This is a genomic window from Bacillus sp. Marseille-Q3570, assembly GCF_946151055.1.
Taxonomy (GTDB): domain Bacteria; phylum Bacillota; class Bacilli; order Bacillales; family Fictibacillaceae; genus Pseudalkalibacillus.
Map to the genome: position 1 here is coordinate 166,948 of NZ_CAMGYZ010000003.1, position 20,880 is coordinate 187,827.

Below are 20,880 nucleotides of genomic sequence, written 5' to 3' on the forward strand. Positions count from 1 at the left end.
ATTTGTAGGAGTTGTTACTTGTATGAAATACGAAGTTGGAAGCATAGTAGAGGGGAAAGTCACTGGGATCAAGCCGTTCGGTGCGTTTGTTGCCCTAGATGACCAGCATCAAGGTCTCGTTCATATTTCTGAGGTTTCTCACGATTATGTGAAAGATATAAATGATCACTTATCTGTCGGAGATGCAGTGGAAGTGAAAGTTATGAACGTAGAAGAAAATAGCGGGAAGATTTCCCTCTCCATCCGCAAAACACAAGCTGCACCTGAGCCTAAGCAGCAACAGCGCCCGCGCCGTCCTAAGCGCCCAGCTCAAAACGATAACGCTCAAGGGTTCAACACTCTTGAAGATAAACTTAAGGTTTGGTTGAAAGAATCCAACGACCGCCAAGCGCAATTAAATAAGCGTTTGAAAAAATAAGCAAAAAAGCAGCTAACTGAAATGTTAGCTGCTTTTTTAGTGCTTTTCTTTACGTCATTTCTGTTCTGTTTTCGCGTTCAAACTCTTCAGAAGGTCTGAACAACAAAGTCAAGCAATACAGTCCACTGAGACCGACTAGTCCATATACGATACGAGAAAGGACAGAGTCTTGTCCACCGAATATCGCTGCCACTAAATCAAATTGGAAAAAGCCGATAAGTCCCCAGTTGATGGCACCAATAATCACTAAAGCTAACGCTGTACGTTGAAGTCCATTCATAATGCGTTATACCTCCTTCAATGTGGAAGAATTTACTTCTTTCTTATTTTGGAAAATAAACCCTTACTTTATACATGAATTTTGTCGAGAGGTTTAAAAACAGATTACTTTACTTGGAGAGAAAATTTTCGAGATAATATAAAGGTCTTTATATAACAAGAAAGGCTCTGTAAGTTCGCTTTTCTCGCCGGAGTGTCAAATTTCATTTGAAATCAGCTAAGACAATTAACAAAGTCAAAAAAGTGCGAGTATATTTCTACCGTAATTTTGACAGGATTATGGAAGTGACAAACGCTATTTAAAAAAGAAAATTATAAAAGAGGAGGAATTGTATGGAACCCTTTGAATTCAGAAATCCGACCAAGTTGATCTTTGGAAAAGGGCAAGTCGAGGCTCTGGAAAGAGAAATACCGCAATACGGTAAAAATGTGATGGTCGTTTATGGCGGAGGAAGCATTAAACGGAATGGGTTATACGACCAGGTGATGGAACGGCTATCAGCAATCGGTGCGAGGGTGACGGAATTATCCGGAGTGGAGCCGAATCCAAGGTTGACAACAGTACGTAAAGGAGTCGAGCTTGTCCGTGAAAATAATGTCGACTTCTTACTCGCAGTCGGTGGAGGAAGTGTGATCGACTGTACAAAAGCGATAGCCGGTGGAGCGAAGTACGATGGCGATGTATGGGAGATGATCTCCAACCGAGTACGAGTTGAAGAAACCGTTCCTTTCGGTACAGTATTGACACTAGCCGCAACAGGCTCAGAAATGAATTCTGGCGCTGTCATCACCAATTGGGAAACGAATGAGAAATATGGGTGGGGCAGCCCGGCGAACTTCCCGAAATTTTCAATACTTGATCCAGTGAATACAATCACCGTACCACGTGATCAGACGGTTTACGGTATTGTTGACATGATGTCGCATGTACTTGAGTCCTATTTCCACCCTGCTACAAACACGAAGCTTCAAGAGCGGATGGCTGAAGCGATCCTTCTGACGGTCATCGAAACTGCACCGAAGCTGTTTGACAACCTTGAAAGCTACGAGCATCGTGAAACGATTCTTTACAGCGGCACCATGGCATTGAACGGAGTTTTACAGATGGGTGCCCGCGGGGATTGGGCGACACACAACATTGAACATGCTGTTTCAGCGGTTTATGATATTCCGCATGCAGGCGGACTCGCTATATTGTTCCCGAATTGGATGAAACACAATATAGAAGAGACAGAGCGTAAGCTGAAACAATTGGCTGTCCGTGTCTTTGGTGTCGATCAATCTGGTAAAACCGATCGTGAACTAGCCCTGGCTGCGATTGATGAAATTCAGGCATTCTGGACTTCACTCGGTGCACCTAGCCGACTAGCGGATTATGACATCGATGACTCCAAGCTTGATTTGATGGCTGATCGTGCTATGGCCCGCGGTGAATTTGGAAATTTCCAGACCCTGAAAAAGCCAGACGTAGAAAAAATCTTGGAAATGTCATTGTAAATTGTAAAAAAGGGAGAAACCGATCGGATCTCCCTTTTCCCCTGTTATTGGTAAAAAACAACAATAACGGTATTAACCTTTAAGTTAAAAAGAAAGCGTTTTATTATGGGGGATGAGGGGAAAGTGAAGTATGATCAAATTTAGGGATTAGGAGGGAATATGATGCAACAATCATTGTTACGGAACGTTTGGTCGACATTGTGGGACTGGCATCATCAAGCAAAGGACTTGTTGAAGCTGTCATCCACAGAAAACGGCTCATCTACGACACAATCGAACGCAAAAAATAATCGTGCAAATTCATCCGGCCCTGGACCTGCGTATGGAAAGCGCAAAGGAATTGGCCTTATTTTAGGACCATTTCTTTTCATCGCCACTCTTTTATTCTTCAAACCTGAAGGACTTTCCTCTGAGGGATTGGCGGTTCTGGCAAGTACACTCTGGATTGCAACCTGGTGGATCACTGAAGCGATCCCGATTCCAGCTACTTCTTTACTGCCATTGATTTTATTCCCCTTGACTGGCGGGTTGAGCGGAGATATCACCGCCTCATCTTATGGCGATAATACGATTTTTCTATTCTTAGGTGGTTTCTTGATTGCTTTAGCAATGCAAAAGTGGAACCTTCATAAACGAATCGCTCTTTTCATCATATCCGCAATTGGTACAAGTACAGAACGAATCATCCTCGGTTTCATGGTGGCGACAGGCTTCCTTTCAATGTGGATTTCGAACACAGCCACAGCGATGATGATGGTACCGATCGGCATGGCTGTCATCTATCAGGTTTCTGAACAATTGAAAAAAGAAGGACATGTTGACACTGATGTAAAGAACTTCAATTTCGGTAAGGCGATCATGCTCGGTATTGCCTATTCTGCATCGATCGGAGGATTAGGAACGTTGATCGGGACACCTCCAAATACGATTTTTGCCGGAGTTGTCAAAAACTCATTCGGCATTGAGATATCTTTTGCAGGGTGGATGCTGTTCGGTGTACCGATCGTGATCATCCTCATGGCAATTACGTGGTACTATCTGGTCAAGTTCGCATTTCCAATGAAAATACGTGAGCTTCCTGGTGGAAAAGAAGTCATCAATAACGAAAAGAAGGCACTTGGCTTGATGGGTCCAGAAGAGAAAGTCATTTTGACTGTATTTACATTGACTGCACTTGCCTGGATTTCAAGATCGTTCATCTTGGTTGATTTGAACGAGAACATCAACGATACGATCATCGCAATGACAGCAGCCATTATATTATTCATGATTCCTTCTGCCACAAAGAGGGGAGAATTTCTTTTAGATTGGGAAACGGCAAAAGGTGTACCTTGGGGCATCCTCCTATTATTTGGAGGTGGACTCGCGATTGCCGCTGGGTTCCAGGAGTCAGGCCTGGCTGAATGGTTTGGTACCCAATTGGCGGTATTAGAAGGGGTCAATCTGATCTTGATCATTGCAATCGTGACTGCTATGGTCATCTTCTTGACAGAAATCACCTCGAACACAGCGACAGCTACAATGATGTTCCCGATCATGGCTTCACTCGCTGCAGCTATTTCTGTGCATCCATATGCACTGATGATCGGGGCAGGACTAGCAGCCAGCTGTGCGTTCATGTTGCCGGTTGCAACTCCACCCAACGCCGTCGTGTTCGGTTCCGGATATTTGCGGATTCCAGACATGGCGCGAGCAGGATTGTGGCTCAACATCATCTCAGTTGTTATCATTACAATAGCGATTTATTTGTATTTACCAGCAGTTTGGGGCATCGATATCACAAGCTTCCCAGACTCGCTTAGACAATAACCAGATCGAAAGGCGAGAGGAAAGGCACCTAACGCCTTTCTTCTTTTTTATTTTTTTATAAAAATTGCTGTGATAATCATTCCCGTTCTGGATACGAATCACTATTGTGCGATGTTCGGACAAGAGCTAGAGAAAAAAATCGCAGTGCTGTCCGTAACAGCACAATACGGGACAGGAGCAAGAGAAAAAAGCGAAATGCTGTCCCGTAACAGGCCGATACGGGACAGGAGCAAGAGAAAAAAGCGAAATGCTGTCCCGTAACAGGCCGATACGGGACAGGAGCAAGAGAAAAAAGCGAAATGCTGTCCCGTAACAGCACGATACGGGACAGGAGCAAGAGAAAAAAGCGAAATGCTGTCCCGTAACAGCACGATACGGGACAGGAGCAAGAGAAAAAAGCGAAATGCTGTCCCGTAACAGCACGATACGGGACAGGAGCAAGAGGAAAAAGCGAAAGACTGTCCCGTAACAGCACGATACGGGACAGGAGCAAGAGTAAAAAGCGAAAGACTGTCCCGTAACAGCACGATACGGGACAGGAGCAAGAGTAAAAAGCGAAATGCTGTCCCGTAACAGCACGATACGGGACAGGAGCAAGAGAAAAAAGCAAAAGACTGTCTCGTAACAGCACAATACGGGACAGGAGGTAGAGGAAAAAGCAAAAGACTGTCCCCTAACAGCCTAATACAGGACAGGAGGTAGAGGAGAAGAGGCAGCCGCTGTCCCAATCCTCAATCAATTAAACGAATCTACCTAAAACACCCAAACCGAACTCGTAATAACAAAGGATGGATACAATGGACCACCAACAAGAAAAAGCACTGCCTTATACGAAACAAGACCCAAAATTCTGGCGCATCATCCTTGCGCTTGCGGTTGCCTCCTTGCTTATTTTTTCAACGTTGTATGTGTTCCAGCCATTACTACCAGTTTTCGTAAAAGAGTTCGATATCACGCCGACGTTCTCAAGCCTATTGGTTTCGTCTTCGGTCATCACGATGATCATCGGTCTATTCGTACTTGGGTTCCTGGCAGATCGTTATGGCCGGCGCGCGATCATGAACATCTCGCTCATCGTAACGGTCGCGACGTTATTTGCAATGCCATTTGCGACAGAGTTCTATATCATCGTCGCGTTACGATTTTTACAAGGATTCTTCATTGCCGGAATTCCTGCTGCTGCCATGGGCTACCTTGGAGACGAAATCGACAAAAGACATCTGAGCCTTGCGATGACTTTTTATATTGCGAGCAATGCATTAGGCGGTATGGGCGGAAGGGTCTTCGCGGGTTATTTCACAGACCTGTTCAGCTGGCAGACTACACTTCTGAGCCTATCGGGCTTCGGGGTGATCGTCATCGTGCTCTTTCTCATTTTATTGCCGGAAGAACGCCTTCTCGAGCAAAAACCTGCATCGATCAGTTCCGATCTTAAAGGAATGTTCGTGCATTTGACTGATATGCGTCTGATTCCTCTTTTCGTAATGGGACTTCTCCTGCAGACGATGTTCACAGCGGTTTGGACGTATTTGCCGTTCTATCTGCATGGGGAGCCGTTCAATTGGACGCTGAAATTGATTTCATTCACGTATTTCGCTTACGCATTAGGTGTCATAGCTCCTCCAATAGCAGGTCGGATTTCCTCTAGAATCGGTCTTTCGAGTGTGTTATTCGGAGGGCTTGGATTACTTGCCATCGGGATATGGTTGACCGCTATCCAATTTGCTCCTTTCATTCTTATTGGACTCGGCATGATCTGTACGGGATTTTTCATTGCGCATTCGATGGCAGCTGCCCTTGTTGGCAGAACCGCGACACATCATAAAAGCGGTGCATCGAGTTTTTACCTGATCAATTACTACGTCGGGGTGGCGATCGGGAGTACAGCCGTCGGGAAACTGTGGGATCATTTTGCCTGGATTGGGATCACCAGCACCAGTTTTTTACTCTTGATCGTGGTCCTTTTTCTCCCAAAACTCAAACATCTGAAATAATTCGAAGTGTAATCGTTTACATTAAAGCTAGTGGTTGCGTTCGATTTTTTAATCCGATAAAGTGATAATGAAGAACGTAATAGAAGACGGAGGGATTCCATGACATCTGCAATTCGTTTTGATTATACAAAAGCTTTATCATTCATCGGTCAGCACGAAGTTGACCACCTTACCGATCAAGTGAAAACCGCTCATGAAGCGTTACATAATGGGACTGGAGCGGGTAACGATTTTCTCGGTTGGGTCGATCTTCCTGAAAATTATGACCGCGAAGAGTTTTCACGTATCCAAAAGGCGGCTGAAAAGATCAAATCTGATTCGGAAGTGCTCCTAGTTATCGGAATCGGCGGGTCTTACCTTGGCGCAAGAGCTGCAATTGAGATGCTGAACCATTCGTTCTACAACATGCTGAACAAAGAAAAACGTGATACCCCCCAAGTCATTTTTGTCGGACACCACATCAGCTCTACGTATGTACAAGACCTTTTCGATGTGCTCGAAGATAAGGACGTCTCGATCAATGTCATCTCGAAATCTGGTACGACAACAGAACCAGCGATCGCATTCCGTATTTTCCGCAGCTTTTTAGAAGAGAAGTATGGAAAAGAAGAGGCGCGCAAACGCATTTACGCGACAACCGATCGTGAAAAAGGTGCGTTAAAAACGCTGGCCGATCAAGAAGGTTACGAATCATTCATCATCCCTGACGATGTTGGAGGACGTTATTCCGTCTTGACGGCAGTTGGACTTCTTCCGATCGCAACAACAGGTGTCGATATCGAAGCGATGATGAAAGGTGCAGCGGATGCACGGAATGCGTACAACAACCCAAATCTCGCAGAAAACGAAGCCTATCAATATGCGGCTGTTCGAAATGCTCTATACAACAAAGGCAAGACGACTGAATTGATGGTCAATTATGAGCCTGCTCTTCATTATGTTGCAGAGTGGTGGAAGCAGCTTTACGGTGAAAGTGAAGGGAAAGACTATAAAGGGATTTTCCCAGCAGCAGCAGACTTTTCAACTGACCTTCATTCTCTTGGCCAATATGTACAAGAAGGACGCCGCGATATTTTCGAAACGATCCTGAACGTTGAAAACCCTAAAAAAGAAGTGACGATCGAAGAGGACGAAGGAAACCTTGACAAGCTGAACTACCTTGCTGGGAAAACGATGGATTTCGTCAACACGAAAGCCTATGAAGGTACATTGCTTGCACATACCGATGGAGGGGTTCCGAACCTTGTCCTGAACATCCCGGAATTGGACGCTTATAACTTCGGATATCTCGTGTATTTCTTTGAAAAAGCATGTGCGATCAGCGGTTACCTCTTGGGAGTGAATCCGTTCGACCAACCAGGTGTTGAAGCATACAAGAAAAACATGTTCGCATTACTAGGAAAACCAGGATTCGAAGACTTGAAAGAAGAATTAGAAGGTCGATTGAAATAACCTATAAGAGGGAAGCTTGCTTTTAACAAAGGCAGCTTCTTTTTTATGAGAGACATGTTATCGTTAGTGGCTTGGATTTATTTTCCTGTTTTTTGTGTATAATGTTCATAGGAGCAATCGTATAGGTAGGGTGGACGGTCATATATCCCCTGGGAAAGGGGGTGGTGGCCGTGAATCACAGTAATTTTGACATAGCTACAGCTACGTTTATGATTCTGTTGATAACACTGGTGATTACTTTGATCGAACGAAAAAAGTAATCCACCCTGCCGGCAAGCTTGTGTGGATTACTTTCCCTGAGTCTTGACCGTCCTCTAACGGTCTATACGGTTGTTCCGCCCAGCTAATTTTACAATAGCTGGTTTTTAGATTATGCCTTTTCTAATTATATTATAACCAAATATACATTAATAAACAAAATTAAAAAATGAATTGCAGGCAACCTTGGATATTTCCAGGTTCCTTTTTTTATGTCTGAAAAAGTTTTTAGAAATACACGTACCTTCTAATCCTGCCATATTTTTAATGAAAACGAAGGAGAGTGGTTACGATAAAGATATAGGTTTTCTGAAGGGAGAAACGACAATGATTGAAATCAAATCGAAATTAGATGGTGAGCAGTTTGAACTGAATGAACTCGAATATACGTTGAAACCATTAGGGTATGACATCGGCGGCGGCTGGGACTACGATCACGGCGCGTTCGATTATAAGCTCGACGATGAACAAGGATACATGTATCTCCGAATTCCGTTCCAGGCGATTAAGGGAGAACTCGATCGTAACGGCTGCATCGTCAGTGTCGGAACCCCTTATCTTCTGCACCATGTCTATCAAAGAGGTCTGGACGATAATGTAAGTGCCGGTAATGCCAATGCAACGCTCAACCAATTCTCTGAACCCCAAGATCCAGACGGTTCTATTGACGAAAAATGGATCGAGGTTGGCGAAAAAATGGTCCAGGATCTTGAAGAACAGCTTCTTCGTTAACCAAGGTTTTCGAAAAAGGCTGAACTCACAATATTCGATGTGTGGATGATATGATCGGCACCAGCACGTTTCGCATTCTCATATTGTCCAGGTGTCAAAATTTCTACAATGGTATGCGCTTTTGGACAGACTCCTTTTACTGCAAGTAGTGTTAGAATGGCATCCATATCGGATTGTTCTTCACTGACCTGATTATTGGCAGTTAAAATCACTTTTTCAGCTTCGGTCACATTCGCTTTTTGCAAAGTCAGATCTTCATATGGCTTTCCATGGATAAAATGGATATTGCCATAATGATACGGATTCTGTGGAAGAGTCCGGTCGATGAGGACAATTTTTTCTTCGGGATTCCGGTTATGGATCTGTTCGATCAAATCTTTCGTCCGCTCGTTCCAACCAATTATGACGATTTGGCCACTTTTTCCAAAAGCGACATCACCTTTGATAAGTCCAGCCTGACGCTTGACTGTATATCCAGCTACTTGTACAAAAAAGTAAGTGATGAAAGTGCTTCCAGTAAGAATCAGCAATATCGTCATCATTTTCCCTAGGCTTGTTTTCGGCACAAGGTCTCCATACCCTACGGTTGCCGCTGTGACAATCGCCCAATAGATGCCATCAAAAACAGACTGGAAATTAGTCGGTTCGAGGATACGGATTGTAATACCGAAAAGAACCAGAACGGAAAAAACAATGATCAATAACCGTGCGATAGGGGGTAGACGTAGATATTGTAATGTGATTGATTTCATTTGATTCACCTATGGTCAAGTAGTGTCATTATCAGCAGTATATCCATATCTTATTTGTTAGAAACTTATAGAAAGGAGGAATGATGATGAAACGGAGACCTTTTGGCGTATATTTAGTTAATTTGTTCATGGGTATTATTGAAGCACTCATCTTATTACGTATCGTTCTGAAGCTTTTCGGTGCCAATCCCTATACACCATTTGTCCAATGGGTTTACAATTTGACCATCCCATTATTATCACCTTTTCAGAATATCTTTCCGACACCAGTCATCCAGGGGCGGTATGAACTTGAATTGACGAGTATTTTTGCATTGATCGTCTATGCCTTCTTATCGTACTTCCTCGTCCAATTCATCCTGATGCTCAACTCAGGAAACAACGATCGAAGGCGATAGATAATACAGATTTCTTTATAAAAGTTGCAGCTCCCCCTACAATGGAAGAAAAGAAGGGACGGGGCGGATTGTCATGATCGAATTGATTGTAAACGCAGATGACTTCGGTTTTTCAAGAGGAGTCAACCATGGGATCATCGATGCTTATAAATATGGAATCGTCAATTCAACGACGATGTTTGTAAACATGCCAGGCACGGAGCATGCAGTTGAATTAGCGAAAAACAACCCTGGTTTACGAGTCGGTATCCATTTGACACTTACATGTGGCAAAGCGGTTGCTAAGGATGTACCTACTCTGACGGATCGGGACGGTGGATTGATTATGACAAGAGATCTTGGTCAGGACCTATCTTCTAAGCTGAAAGATATTGAAAAAGAATGGAATGCACAAATCGAGCGGTTCTATAGCATTGGTTTGAAACCTACGCATTTTGACAATCACCACCACATGCACAAGCACCCCCAACTGCTTCCGATTGTAAAAAAGCTATCCGAAAAATATGACCTCCCAGTACGGAATGTGTTTAAAGATAAGGTGACAGATTTTAAACTACTGACTGAAGTTTTCTTTAACGACTTCATCCGAGAGAATGTAAGTGAAGATTATTTCGCTACTCTAGCGGAAAGAGTAAAAAATGGTTCGAGTGTGGAGGTCATGTGTCATCCGGCTTATATTGATCAGGCGCTAAAAGATGGCTCATCCTATTGCGATAAACGTGCAGAAGAGTTAGAGATCCTCATTAAGACGAAATTAGACAATCGATTTATCTTATCATAGAAAAATAGATGTAAGGTACTCTGAAAGGGCTTCTAAAACAGGAAATTACAGTAATTACACCACTTGATTAGTTTCACTTCTGATGCTTTGTGGTATCGAATTTATAAACAAGCATTTGGAGGGAACAAAAATGAAACAAACTGCAGGGAAGGCTGCTGCTGAAGTTCTTGAACATTGGAATATCAACCATATTTTTGGATTACCAGGCGATTCGATCAACAACTTTGTTGAACATCTTAGAAAAGAAAAAGAAAGTATCGAATTCATACAAATAAGACATGAGGAAGTAGGTGCGTTAGCTGCTTCTTCTTATTCGAAATTAACAGGTAAGATTGGAGTCTGTCTCTCGATCGGGGGTCCAGGTGCAATCCATCTACTCAATGGTTTATATGATGCCAAAGCAGACAGTGCTCCTGTATTGGTCTTAGCTGGGCAAGTCCCTACGGATAAAGTAGGGCATGATGCTTTTCAGGAAATTGATCTTGAGAAAATGTTTGAAAATGTGTCAGTGTTCAGCCAAAGGGTCTCATCTCCAGAATCCTTCCCTTCATTGCTCGACCAAGCCATACGTAAAGCTTACGCCGAAAAAGGCGTATCCGTCTTGATCATTCCTGACGACATTCCAATGGAAAAGATCGAAGGTTACACCTCGAACTTGACGGAGACAACATCGGTTTCAAAGCACATTCCTTCTTCTGAGGATCTGAATGCTGGCTTGAAATACATAAAAGAGGCGAAAAAGCCAGTCATTCTCGCTGGAACAGGAACGAGAAAGGCCAGGGAAGAACTGGTCAGATTTTCAGAAAAAATTGCCGCGCCGATCATTTTCACTTTACCGGCGAAGGGAGTTTTACCTGACAAACATCCTTACAATCTTGGTCAGCTCGGACAGATTGGAACCAAACCAGCCTACGAGGCTATGGAAGAAACCGATCTGCTTATCATGGTCGGCACCTCTTTTCCTTACAGGGATTTTTTGCCCGATAAAGCCCCGGCTGTTCAGATCGATCATGATCCAAGTCAGATCGGTAAGCGATATCCAGTGAAGGTAGGGGTTGTAGGAGACGCAGCCACCGCGCTCCAGAAATGGAATGATCAACTGCAAATGACAGAAGAACGGACCTTCTTGAAAGAATGTCAAGAAAATATGTTGAATTGGTGGAGGCACATCGAAAAAGAAGAAAATCAAGTTTCTTCTCCAATAAAACCACAAGAAGTGATCCCAAAGCTTCAAGAGGTCGTTGATGATGATGCAATCGTATCTGTAGACGTCGGTAATGTCACGGTTTGGATGGCAAGACATTTCAAAATCACCCATCAAAAATTCCTTATCTCAAGCTGGATGGCAACAATGGGGTTTGGACTACCAGGGGCAATTGCTGGCAGCCTTGCTTATCCAGAGCGGCAAGTGGTAACCGTTTGTGGCGACGGAGGATTTTCGATGGTCATGCATGATTTTGTCACGGCTGTCAAATACAACTTGCCAATCATTGTGGTGATCATGAATAACCAAAAGATCGGAATGATCAAATACGAACAGGAAGAACAAGGCCATCTGGAATATGGAACTGACCTCAAAAACATCGACTTTGCAGCATTTGCAAGAGCGTGCGGGGGTGAAGGATACACGGTGGCAGACCATCGTGAGTTGAGCGCCGCCTTTAAAAAAGCTTCCCAAGAGAAGAAGCCAGTCATTATCGATGTGATAATCGAAGATCAACCCCCTTTACCGGGTAAGATCACATACGGTCAGGCTGCAGGTTTCTCGAAACATGTCATGAAAAAATTCTTCAAGGAACATGAAGTAGATATGCCTCCGCTAAAAAAGGCACTGAAGCGCTTATTTTAACGGAAGGACTTGTGGGTTCATACCGTTCTTTCTTTTGTAATTATAAAGTTTTGGTTTAGGGAGTTGGTTGAAGTGGATCTGAATATCTTCATACTCGTATTCCTTATCGTGATTCTCTTATTCTTCTTTGTTGTGCCATGTTCACTTGTCCTATATTTGTGGTGGACCGATCATAAGCAAAAAGAACATGCTGTATTACGAAACTTTCCTATCCTCGGGAAGTTAAGGTATATTTTAGAAAAAGCGGGTCCTGAACTCAGACAATATTTATTTCTGAATGATAATGAAGGGACGCCTTTTTCTAGAAGAGAATTCAAGAATACAGTGATAGCCGGGAAATACAAAACCAGAATGCTCGGTTTCGGTTCAGAACGCGACTTTTCAAAAGAAGGTTTTTATATCCGGAATACCATGTTTCCTAAACAGAGGGATGAACTGAGGGTGGATAATGAAGATAAGGTGAAAACGAAAATTTATCAGATCGAAAAAGATAATTTGTTTTTACGTAAAGAACATAGGGAAGATATCCAAGCCGATCCTTTCTTATTGGAAGAAGGGGATTCTCCTGTCATCGGCGAATGGACATCCCGGCATCCTTTTAAAGTAAGAGGTCTGGTAGGTCAATCCGCCATGAGTTTCGGTTCACTCGGTGATCGGGCTCTTACCGCTTTATCCATCGGCTTGTCCCGAGCCAAAGGTACATGGATGAATACCGGTGAAGGAGGACTTACTGAGTATCATTTAAAGGGCGGAGTCGATATCATTTGTCAAATAGGGCCAGGACTTTTTGGCGTAAGGACGAAAGATGGCGATTTTTCCTGGGAAGAATTTAAAAAACAGAGTAGTATTTCGGAAGTGAGGGCATTTGAATTGAAGCTGGCCCAGGGGGGTAAAACAAGAGGAGGACATGTCGATGCAGCCAAGGTAACCCCAGAAATCGCTGGAATTCGTAACGTTGAAGCCTGGAAATCGATCGATAGCCCTAACCGGTTCAATGAATTCAAAAATAATCAGGAAATGTTGGACTTCATTAATGAATTAAGGGATGTTGGGGGAAAACCGGTTGGTATCAAAATGGTAGTAGGAAATACGGATGACGTTGAACATCTGGTCGCATATATGGCCGAATCGGGGAAACACCCTGACTTCATCACAGTGGATGGTGGCGAGGGTGGGACAGGTGCATCCTATCAGGAACTTGCTGATTCAACCGGCATACCGATCAAGTCGGCTTTGCCCTTGGTTCATAAGACATTGGAAGAGTTCGAAATCCGTGATAAAGTGAAGATTTTTGCTTCTGGTAAGCTTTTAACCCCTGACAAAGTGGCTATTGCTTTAAGTTTAGGAGCTGATTTTGTCAATATCGCCAGAGGACTGATGTTTTCAGTAGGCTGTATCCAAGCACAAGTATGTCACACGAATAATTGTCCAGTTGGTGTCGCCACCACAGATGATAAATTGCAGAAAGCGCTGATTGTAGAAGAGAAGTCATACAGAGTATGTAACTATATGTTATCCTTACGGGAAGGACTCTATAATCTGGCTGCATCTGTCGGAGTCGAGAGCCCAACACAATTTACTATGGATCACATCGTATTCAAATCTCGAAACGGAAAAATGATATCAATGAATGACATGGAATACATCCAACAAAATTATTAAAGGGAACGTCGATCTTCTTAGTCTTAAGAGATCGACGACTGTTTTTTTAGAGTTTAATTGACGTACACGATTGAACATTGTAAAATACAATATGTGAATAATCGGGGCATTAGCTCAGCTGGGAGAGCGCTTCGCTGGCAGCGAAGAGGTCAGCGGTTCGAGCCCGCTATGCTCCACCATAAAAAAGCCTTAAGTTGTACTGATTCTTTGACCAAAGATATCAGTGCTTTTTTATTGTTATTTGATGGTGCAAAAAAGGAATTTCATCATAATAGTATAAACTCACAAGATTGACTGCAATCAGGCGGTCGATCTTTTTTTTGTATAGTTGGAAAAAGCTGAGCTCGTTCGGCAGAAACAGCATCATCGTCAGTTTTACGGTCATGTTCTTCGGAATGGGCTGGTTATATATCGAATCACCAGAGCAACTGTGCAACAACTACCTTTTGATTGAGCAAATAACGCTCGGGTGGGGATTTGTGACGATGGCAATTTGTCTCGTAATCTATTTGGTTTACTTCTACTTCATTGATCATTCACAATATAGTTGAGGAGTGTTTCTAATAGGCTGTTTTAGCAAACTTTGTTGCTCTTAATAGTCGTTGATTTCCGCTCCAGGATGCTCGCTTTCCGCGGGGCGTGCGGTGAGTCCACTCGTCGCCTTGCGACCTCAGGAGTCTCCTTTTCAAGGAAGCATTTGTGCTCCTGCGTCTACAAGAAAGTCCTGTCGAAGCGAACTTCCTCGTCGCATGCCTTGCGAGGAGATCATTCAGGTAGTAGGCACGCTGATCCCGCAGGAGGCTCGCCCCTTGCTCTCCAATCAACTTGCTAGGTGAGTTTTTAAAAATGACTCACAAGCAACAATATTTTAGAAAAGAGCCTTCTAATATTATCAATCTTAATGGAGAGGAGGTACCAAAAATGCGTGAAGATCTCATCCTTTCTGATAAAGAAGCAGTGAAAGCCCACCGATCCAATGAACGCCGTATCCCTGGAATCATTGCTGATATTAGATCACTACTTAAAGGTCTTGTTTTAGTCTCGAACGTCTTGCCTGTTTTTACTGGATTTTGGTTGGCTTTGTATTTTACCAATGCTTCTTTTGCAGCTCATTGGGAGGTTTTCCTTCTGACAATCATCGGCAGTACGCTAGTTATGGCAGGTGCACTGGTTCTGAATAACTGGTATGACGCTGACATCGAGCAAGAACGAAAAAACGTCCGACGGTGACAGGGAGCTTTCCTCTTCAAGTCGTACTGGCGATGGGAATCGGTTTATCCATCTTTGGGTTGATTCTTCTCTTTTTTACCACGATCGAAGCGACTGTTTACGCACTCATAGGCTGGTTCACATATGTTGTCTTGTATACGATGTGGTCCAAACGAAGATATACATGGAATACCTTGATTGGAAGTATCTCAGGGGCAGTAACGCCTTTAATTGGGTGGGCAGCCATCGCACCTTCTTTTCAGACTGTGCCGATTGTGTTATTTCTGATCTTGTTCATCTGGCAGATGCCCCATACGTATGCGATCGCCATCAAATACTTCGAAGAATATAAGGTAGCAGGGGTCAAGATGCTTCCGATAGTACATGGGATCGTAGTAACAAAGCGCCGGTTGGTTGTCTATATCGCATGCTTGCTGCCATTATCCTTTTTCTTGGGGCAGCTCGGGATGCCGTTCCTTATCATCGCTACACTGATGAATGTTGGCTGGCTCGCTTTAGGAATCAGCGGTTTCTTAACTAAAAATGATATTAAATGGGCACGGTGGAATTTCATCTATTCCGTGAACTATATAACGCTTTTGTTTTTCATGATGGTCTTGGTGACTTTCGTTTAGGAAATATCGTGGAAAACAGCTATAAAACCCCTTGTTAAGGGTCTTATTTTTCGGGAAATATGTTGATTTATCATTCTAATTGTAATTTCGTGTAAAATCAGGAAATTCCTTTAAACTCAAGTGAAGTAGCTTCAGTAGCTAACAAACTGAACCAATTCACCCACCAACCCAAAACAGTGCTGAGGGTGTGAGGGAGCTGGAAAGACAAAGATCAAGCACTCAGAAGAATACTAAAAAGCACTATGGCATTGGGCAGTAGTGCTTTTAGAACTCTTATTCTATTGAATTCGCTATATTTACCAGTTCATTCTTAGCTATATATTCCGGACCTGAGTAGTCAAGAGCATACTCGACATCATTTTTTTGCCAGGACAAGACCTGCGTTTCATCCAATTCTGTAAAGTGGGCAACGGTGCCATCCTCTAAGGTTGTGCGTTCCCAATCAGCCACCTTATTCCATCCTATTTCAGTAGTGATCCAAAGGATGAGCTCTTCATCGTTATTTTCATATACGACTTTGGCTCGGTCAAAGCCTGCAATACTCGTGTACTCTTCATAGGAATCAAAAGGGAGTTGTACAGGTGTTGAGATATCAAATGGGAGGATTAATGCTGCCGCTTTGGTAGATAGTTTCATGTTCGGGAGTAAAATGGCTACCAGAATAAAGACGATACATAATGCAATTGTGATATTCAGTATTCGTTTTTTAATGATGGAATACCGACCAAAGCCATCTAAAAAGCTCATCATAACCTCCGTTTATGTTAATATATGGATTCTCATAAACTATTATACTTCTTTAGTCATCCTCATACAAATAGGGTTTCATATTTAAAAGGATTCCTTTTGGAAGGGATTGGAAGGTTTTTGTCTAATTAATAAAGTTAATGTTGTCATTGTTTGGATAAAAGGAGAAGTGGATGCGGTTATTTGTAGAATTGGGGAAATCGCTGTTAGTGAATGTCTTTGTCTTGCTCACTCTTATACTGATTGTTTTGTTTCCCCGTGATTTGTCGATTGTGGATCGGGGGGCAACCCTCGGCATTGATATGGAATTCGAATATCATTTTCAATTTGAAGAGTACAAAGAGAATATCGTCGGCTATTTGGAAAAGGTATTTATCGATGGAAACCTTGGCGAATCGTTGACTGGGGTGCCGGTTGGGGAGCTGATCGTCGAATATGTCCCAAGGAGTTTGCTAGTCATTTCCTCTGCATTCATCCTTTGTATCTTAATCGGTGTTCTAAAAGGCATTTACGATTATAGGGCGTCTCTAAAAAAACACAGGATCCTTGGTCAGGGATTCACTTCTTTGCTGCTATCGATTCCAGATTTCTTTTTAATCATTTGTTTGCAGTGGGTGGTCATCTTTTATATTCCATGGATTGATTTCTACGGTTATGAACAATGGTATAGCTTCATTCTGCCGTCCATCCTCGTGTCCATTTACCCGATGATGTACATTGCGAGGATTACTTCTGTCGCAATCTCCAACGAGGAATTCGAACCATACATACAAGTGGCGAGAGCTAAAGGCTTTACGAGGAAAACCGTCCTTTATAAACATACGTTGAAAAATTGCTGGGGTACAATATTGAGCCATTTCTCTTCCGTCATGCTGTATATCCTGTCCAACCTGTTGATTGTGGAATACCTGCTTGATTATAAGGGAGCAGCATACCGATTATTCAAAGCTTTCCATTATACGAACAGCATTTCTGCTGGTTATCAAGCAGATTTTGAAGCTGAGTTGATCATCGGACTTTCTGTTTGTTTCATGCTGGTCGTCTTATTTTCACAATGGATCAGTAAAATCACAAAATATTATGTGGATCCACGGTAGTCCAGGGGGATATATGGCTAAGAATACTTCACTTTTGATAGGGAGCTTTTTCATATTCTTTTTTGTAGCAATGATGTTGTTCGGTCCATATCTTCCATTTGTCGATTCACATCTGGAAGAGGAGATCGTCCGAATGGAAGACGGAAAGATCGAGACACCGCCTTATCCACCTTCAAAAGAAAATCCATTCGGTTCAGATGAAAGAGGGAAAGATCTGCTAAGTATGATCGTGATGGGTACGAAGGAAACGATGCTCATCATTTTTTCGATTACGGGCATCCGATATTTGATCGCGGTTCCGTTAGGTATGCTGGCATCATCGAATAAAGGTCCTGCACATTATATTGTAAACGGGTGGAACCAATTGTTTTCCGCTTTACCGACCCTTTTTTCTGCGATCATCTTGATGAATTTGCCAATTTTTTATTTTCAGCGAAAGTCGTTTGGAATGGTCGATTGTCTTGTTAGCTATCATTGAAATAGGCAGGGTAGCAACGATTGTTCAGCAACAAGCACATACCCTTTCGAAACGCCTTTTTGTCGAAGCTGGGGTCACTTTAGGGTTCAGCCCATTTCAAAATTATCGACGGAACTACATACCGAATTTGCTGCCTGAACTTGTCGTCATGTTTTTCACCGACTTAGGTAGGGCTGCCTTGTTGATTGGGCAACTGGGTATGCTCAGCATCTTCATTTCACAGGTATGGATCCAAACAGGTTTTACAAGTGGAACCATTCAGAATACGAGTTTGAATTGGGCGACACTGCTCGGAAGTGCGAGGGTCGATTTGTTGACTGCACCATGGATTCCTTTGTTTTCAGCGGGTGCGATTACGTTGGCCATCATCACTTTCAATATGCTCGGTGAAGGGTTCAGGAAACTGTTCGATCGCAGGATATCTTAAAAAAGGGACAGAACCATCATTGGTGCTGTCCCTCAAAGCCTCACATAGCGGCTTCGACGTTCTGTTTTTGTGATTTTTTCATGAAGATGAACACTGTCACAGATAAGAGGGCAAAGAGAATCAGATAAGCGAACAAGATTGACATGTTTGTCATCGCTGCTCCCCAATCACCCAATGTAATGACGGATTTGAATCCTGCAATTGAGTAGGTGAATGGTAAGAAATCACTCAAAGCCCGCAGATTTTCCGGCAGCATTTCTCTTGGGAGATTCGCTCCTGTGATTGAAAGCTGCAGAATCACGAAAGCGAGGGCGATGAATCGTCCGATGTTTCCGGCAGCCGCAGCAAGGAACAGTACGATGGCCGAAAACACGATGCTGACAACAACCGTGAACAAAACGAGTCCAAGCGGATTAGCAACATTCATTTTTAGTATGAAAAAAACAGTCATCAGCAGTAAGACAGCCTGGAAAAGCGACAGTATTGTGAGATTCATGAACTTGACCGCAAACCAGCTGATACTTGAAACCTCTTCAGGTCTTTTGAAATTGATGAACATCGACATGATCAAGATTCCGACAAATAGCCCTAATGTCAGGACATATGGTGCCGTCGAGTCACGGTAATACTCATAATCGTTGACTGAATCACTTGCAAGTTCGACAGGGGAGGAGAACATCTGGGCATTTTCTTCACCCGTGTTCAAACCACTCGTTTTATCAGCACCTTCCTTTAAACCGGAAGCAAGCTCTTCACTTCCATCATCTACTTTTCCAGCCCCGTCTTCGAGCTTCGCCGCTCCAGTAGTTAGTTTCTGCCAACCTTCATCTACCGCAGCATTTCCTTCAGCAATACGTCCAGCACCATTATCAAGTTTTGAAACCCCGGTAATCAGTTCTTGCCAGCCAGTTTCGACTTTGGCGTTCCCATCAGCAATCTGCCCAGCCCCATTTTCTAGTTCAGCAACACCTTGGTCGACCTTTTTCTGACCAGTTACAAGTTTATTCAGACCATCATTGAGTTGCGCAGTTCCAGGAACCACTTTATTTTCAACACCATCAGCCACTTTGACTGCGCCATTACTCAATTTTACCGATTTGGTCGATAAGCTATTCAACCCATCAGCGATTTCTTGTGCTCCATCTATTATTTTTTGATAGGATTCTGCATAAGGTGGAATCTTAGTAGACGGGTTTGCATTGCCGAATTCTTTTAATCCAGCGACTAATCGATTTGCACCATCTGCTAATTTCGCAGATCCATCTTTTAAGCGGATTGTTCCATCAGCAACTCCTCTAGCACCGGGAGCTAGATCATTTGCTACACCGTTCTTCAGTTCTGCGCTTCCAGCTTCAGCTTGTTGTAATCCATTAAGGATTTGGCCAGTTCCATCCTTCAGTCTGACTGTGCCGTCGTGCAATTCGTGAGAACCGTCCGCTAGCTTTGAGATATCACCAGATTTTCCTTCCAATTTACTTAATAGAAGACCCGTTCCGTCTTTCAATTCTTGCGTACCATTCGCTAGTTTTGTAATATCCGACTGTTTGGAAGTGACGGAATTTAAAAGTTCCTCTGTGCCATTATGTAGCTGAGTCGTTCCGTCCGATAGCCGGGCAGATCCGTCAGCTGCTCTTCCGAATCCATCGGAAACATCATCTAAACTGGAAAAAACCTTTGAGGTGTAATTTTGAGTAATCGTGTTGGCAAGTTGCTCCCGAATACGTTGCGTGGCAGTTTCCGTAACTTTGGACGCAAGGAAGTTCATCCCCTCATTCTGGATGTATTCAAGCTCCAGTTTCCTTGGATCAGGTTCCATGACGGTAGTCACACGTTGGGATAAGTCTTCAGGGATGATGATCGCCATATAGTAGTCATTCTTCTGAAGACCTCTCATAGCATCGGTTGAACTGACAAATTCCCAGCCTAAGTCTTTTCCATCTTTCATGTTCGCTACCAACTGGTCTCCAACATTGATCGGTTCACCTTCAGAGATTGCACCTTGATCATTGTTGACGACAGCAACAGGCAGATTATCGAGGTTGTCATAGGGCCCCCAGGTAGCTGAAAGAAGTATGCCCCCATAAACGACAGGCACTAGTAAAGCAGCGATGACGGAAACTAGAATCCCCTTTTGAGCAGCAATTTTCGAAAACTCAGCGGAAAGTAATTTGAAAATATTCATTCCGATACCTCCAATGTGTAGTAAACGCTTCCAAAGAAATGAATGAGTACCCATTCATTTTTGTTAATAATCATAATATTCTAAAAAAATAAAAGTTTCTAGTACTTGTACGATAATCACACACATCGTACTAGCATTAGTACAACGAAAGTAGTATTGGAGAATATTTTTATAATGTTGTGTTGGAAGGGTCTGACACTATTCTTTTGTGTAAGTCAATTTTT

At 43.1% G+C, this 20,880-nt stretch carries 20 protein-coding genes and 1 tRNA gene; 17 read left to right on the plus strand and 4 right to left on the minus strand.

Annotated elements, in window-relative coordinates; translation table 11 throughout:
• The first annotated feature begins 22 nt into the window (after positions 1-22).
• Positions 23-418, plus strand: a complete 396-nt coding sequence (yugI, locus tag N8M93_RS06655; protein WP_261130484.1) for a S1 domain-containing post-transcriptional regulator GSP13 — start codon at positions 23-25, stop codon at positions 416-418.
• A 49-nt stretch (positions 419-467) separates the two neighbouring features.
• Here yugI and N8M93_RS06660 read toward each other — a convergent pair whose 3' ends face one another.
• On the minus strand, positions 468-698 hold the full coding sequence (locus N8M93_RS06660) for a DUF378 domain-containing protein (RefSeq protein WP_221566620.1): 231 nt from the start codon (positions 696-698) through the stop codon (positions 468-470).
• 332 nt (positions 699-1,030) lie between these two features.
• On the opposite strand from N8M93_RS06660, the gene N8M93_RS06665 reads away from it, so the two are divergent.
• From N8M93_RS06665 to N8M93_RS06685, 5 genes are all read left to right on the plus strand, one after another.
• Entirely contained in the window at positions 1,031-2,194 is a 1,164-nt protein-coding gene (locus N8M93_RS06665) for an iron-containing alcohol dehydrogenase (protein ID WP_261130485.1), read from the plus strand.
• A 162-nt stretch (positions 2,195-2,356) separates the two neighbouring features.
• Entirely contained in the window at positions 2,357-4,003 is a 1,647-nt protein-coding gene (locus N8M93_RS06670) for a DASS family sodium-coupled anion symporter (RefSeq protein WP_261130486.1), read from the plus strand.
• Positions 4,004-4,800: 797 nt separating this feature from the next.
• The gene (locus tag N8M93_RS06675; RefSeq protein ID WP_261130487.1) at positions 4,801-5,997 is read left to right on the plus strand and encodes an MFS transporter; all 1,197 of its coding nucleotides are present in this window, start codon (positions 4,801-4,803) and stop codon (positions 5,995-5,997) included.
• Between the two features lie 99 nt (positions 5,998-6,096).
• Positions 6,097-7,449, plus strand: coding sequence for a glucose-6-phosphate isomerase (locus N8M93_RS06680; protein WP_261130488.1), 1,353 nt, complete (start codon positions 6,097-6,099; stop codon positions 7,447-7,449).
• A 585-nt stretch (positions 7,450-8,034) separates the two neighbouring features.
• On the plus strand, positions 8,035-8,439 hold the full coding sequence (locus N8M93_RS06685) for a YugN-like family protein (protein WP_261130489.1): 405 nt from the start codon (positions 8,035-8,037) through the stop codon (positions 8,437-8,439).
• On the opposite strand, the gene N8M93_RS06690 is transcribed toward N8M93_RS06685, so the two are convergent.
• Positions 8,436-9,191 (minus strand): potassium channel family protein, encoded by a 756-nt coding sequence (locus N8M93_RS06690; RefSeq protein WP_261130490.1) that lies wholly within the window; start codon positions 9,189-9,191, stop codon positions 8,436-8,438. The two genes, N8M93_RS06685 and N8M93_RS06690, sit on opposite strands and share 4 nt — an antisense overlap.
• Positions 9,192-9,277: 86 nt before the next feature.
• On the opposite strand from N8M93_RS06690, the gene N8M93_RS06695 reads away from it, so the two are divergent.
• The 8 genes from N8M93_RS06695 (at position 9,278) to N8M93_RS06725 (ending at position 15,725) form a co-directional block, all read left to right on the plus strand.
• On the plus strand, positions 9,278-9,589 hold the full coding sequence (locus tag N8M93_RS06695) for a YggT family protein (RefSeq protein ID WP_261130491.1): 312 nt from the start codon (positions 9,278-9,280) through the stop codon (positions 9,587-9,589).
• A 73-nt stretch (positions 9,590-9,662) separates the two neighbouring features.
• On the plus strand, positions 9,663-10,370 hold the full coding sequence (gene chbG / locus N8M93_RS06700; RefSeq protein WP_261130492.1) for a chitin disaccharide deacetylase: 708 nt from the start codon (positions 9,663-9,665) through the stop codon (positions 10,368-10,370).
• A gap of 130 nt (positions 10,371-10,500) precedes the next feature.
• On the plus strand, positions 10,501-12,219 hold the full coding sequence (locus N8M93_RS06705) for a pyruvate oxidase (RefSeq protein WP_261130493.1): 1,719 nt from the start codon (positions 10,501-10,503) through the stop codon (positions 12,217-12,219).
• 78 nt (positions 12,220-12,297) lie between these two features.
• Complete coding sequence (locus N8M93_RS06710) at positions 12,298-13,881, plus strand: FMN-binding glutamate synthase family protein (protein WP_396125441.1); 1,584 nt, start codon at positions 12,298-12,300, stop codon at positions 13,879-13,881.
• Positions 13,882-13,984: 103 nt separating this feature from the next.
• Positions 13,985-14,060: transfer RNA gene (locus N8M93_RS06715), tRNA-Ala, on the plus strand.
• 141 nt (positions 14,061-14,201) lie between these two features.
• Entirely contained in the window at positions 14,202-14,432 is a 231-nt protein-coding gene (locus N8M93_RS06720) for a hypothetical protein (RefSeq protein ID WP_261130495.1), read from the plus strand.
• Between the two features lie 370 nt (positions 14,433-14,802).
• The gene (locus tag N8M93_RS22790; RefSeq protein ID WP_314728266.1) at positions 14,803-15,111 is read left to right on the plus strand and encodes a hypothetical protein; all 309 of its coding nucleotides are present in this window, start codon (positions 14,803-14,805) and stop codon (positions 15,109-15,111) included.
• The gene (locus N8M93_RS06725) at positions 15,108-15,725 is read left to right on the plus strand and encodes a UbiA family prenyltransferase (protein WP_314728267.1); all 618 of its coding nucleotides are present in this window, start codon (positions 15,108-15,110) and stop codon (positions 15,723-15,725) included. The genes N8M93_RS22790 and N8M93_RS06725 overlap by 4 nt, the downstream gene beginning before the upstream one ends.
• A 273-nt stretch (positions 15,726-15,998) precedes the next feature.
• On the opposite strand, the gene N8M93_RS06730 is transcribed toward N8M93_RS06725, so the two are convergent.
• The gene (locus N8M93_RS06730; protein ID WP_261130496.1) at positions 15,999-16,472 is read right to left on the minus strand and encodes a hypothetical protein; all 474 of its coding nucleotides are present in this window, start codon (positions 16,470-16,472) and stop codon (positions 15,999-16,001) included.
• Between the two features lie 173 nt (positions 16,473-16,645).
• Here N8M93_RS06730 and N8M93_RS06735 point away from each other — a divergent pair, with 173 nt between their 5' ends.
• The 3 genes from N8M93_RS06735 to N8M93_RS06745 are packed head-to-tail and all read left to right on the plus strand — an operon-like array spanning position 16,646 to position 18,474.
• The gene (locus N8M93_RS06735) at positions 16,646-17,569 is read left to right on the plus strand and encodes an ABC transporter permease (RefSeq protein ID WP_261130497.1); all 924 of its coding nucleotides are present in this window, start codon (positions 16,646-16,648) and stop codon (positions 17,567-17,569) included.
• A gap of 13 nt (positions 17,570-17,582) precedes the next feature.
• Positions 17,583-18,047: a hypothetical protein gene (locus tag N8M93_RS06740; protein ID WP_261130498.1), complete on the plus strand. Its 465-nt coding sequence runs from the start codon at positions 17,583-17,585 to the stop codon at positions 18,045-18,047.
• Positions 18,031-18,474 (plus strand): ABC transporter permease subunit, encoded by a 444-nt coding sequence (locus N8M93_RS06745; RefSeq protein ID WP_261130499.1) that lies wholly within the window; start codon positions 18,031-18,033, stop codon positions 18,472-18,474. Before N8M93_RS06740 ends, N8M93_RS06745 begins: the two co-directional genes overlap by 17 nt.
• Before the next feature lie 40 nt (positions 18,475-18,514).
• Here N8M93_RS06745 and N8M93_RS06750 read toward each other — a convergent pair whose 3' ends face one another.
• Positions 18,515-20,656 carry a YhgE/Pip domain-containing protein gene (locus N8M93_RS06750; protein ID WP_261130500.1) on the minus strand — a complete coding sequence of 714 codons (2,142 nt, stop codon included), beginning with the start codon at positions 20,654-20,656 and terminating at the stop codon, positions 18,515-18,517.
• Positions 20,657-20,880: the final 224 nt, after the last annotated feature.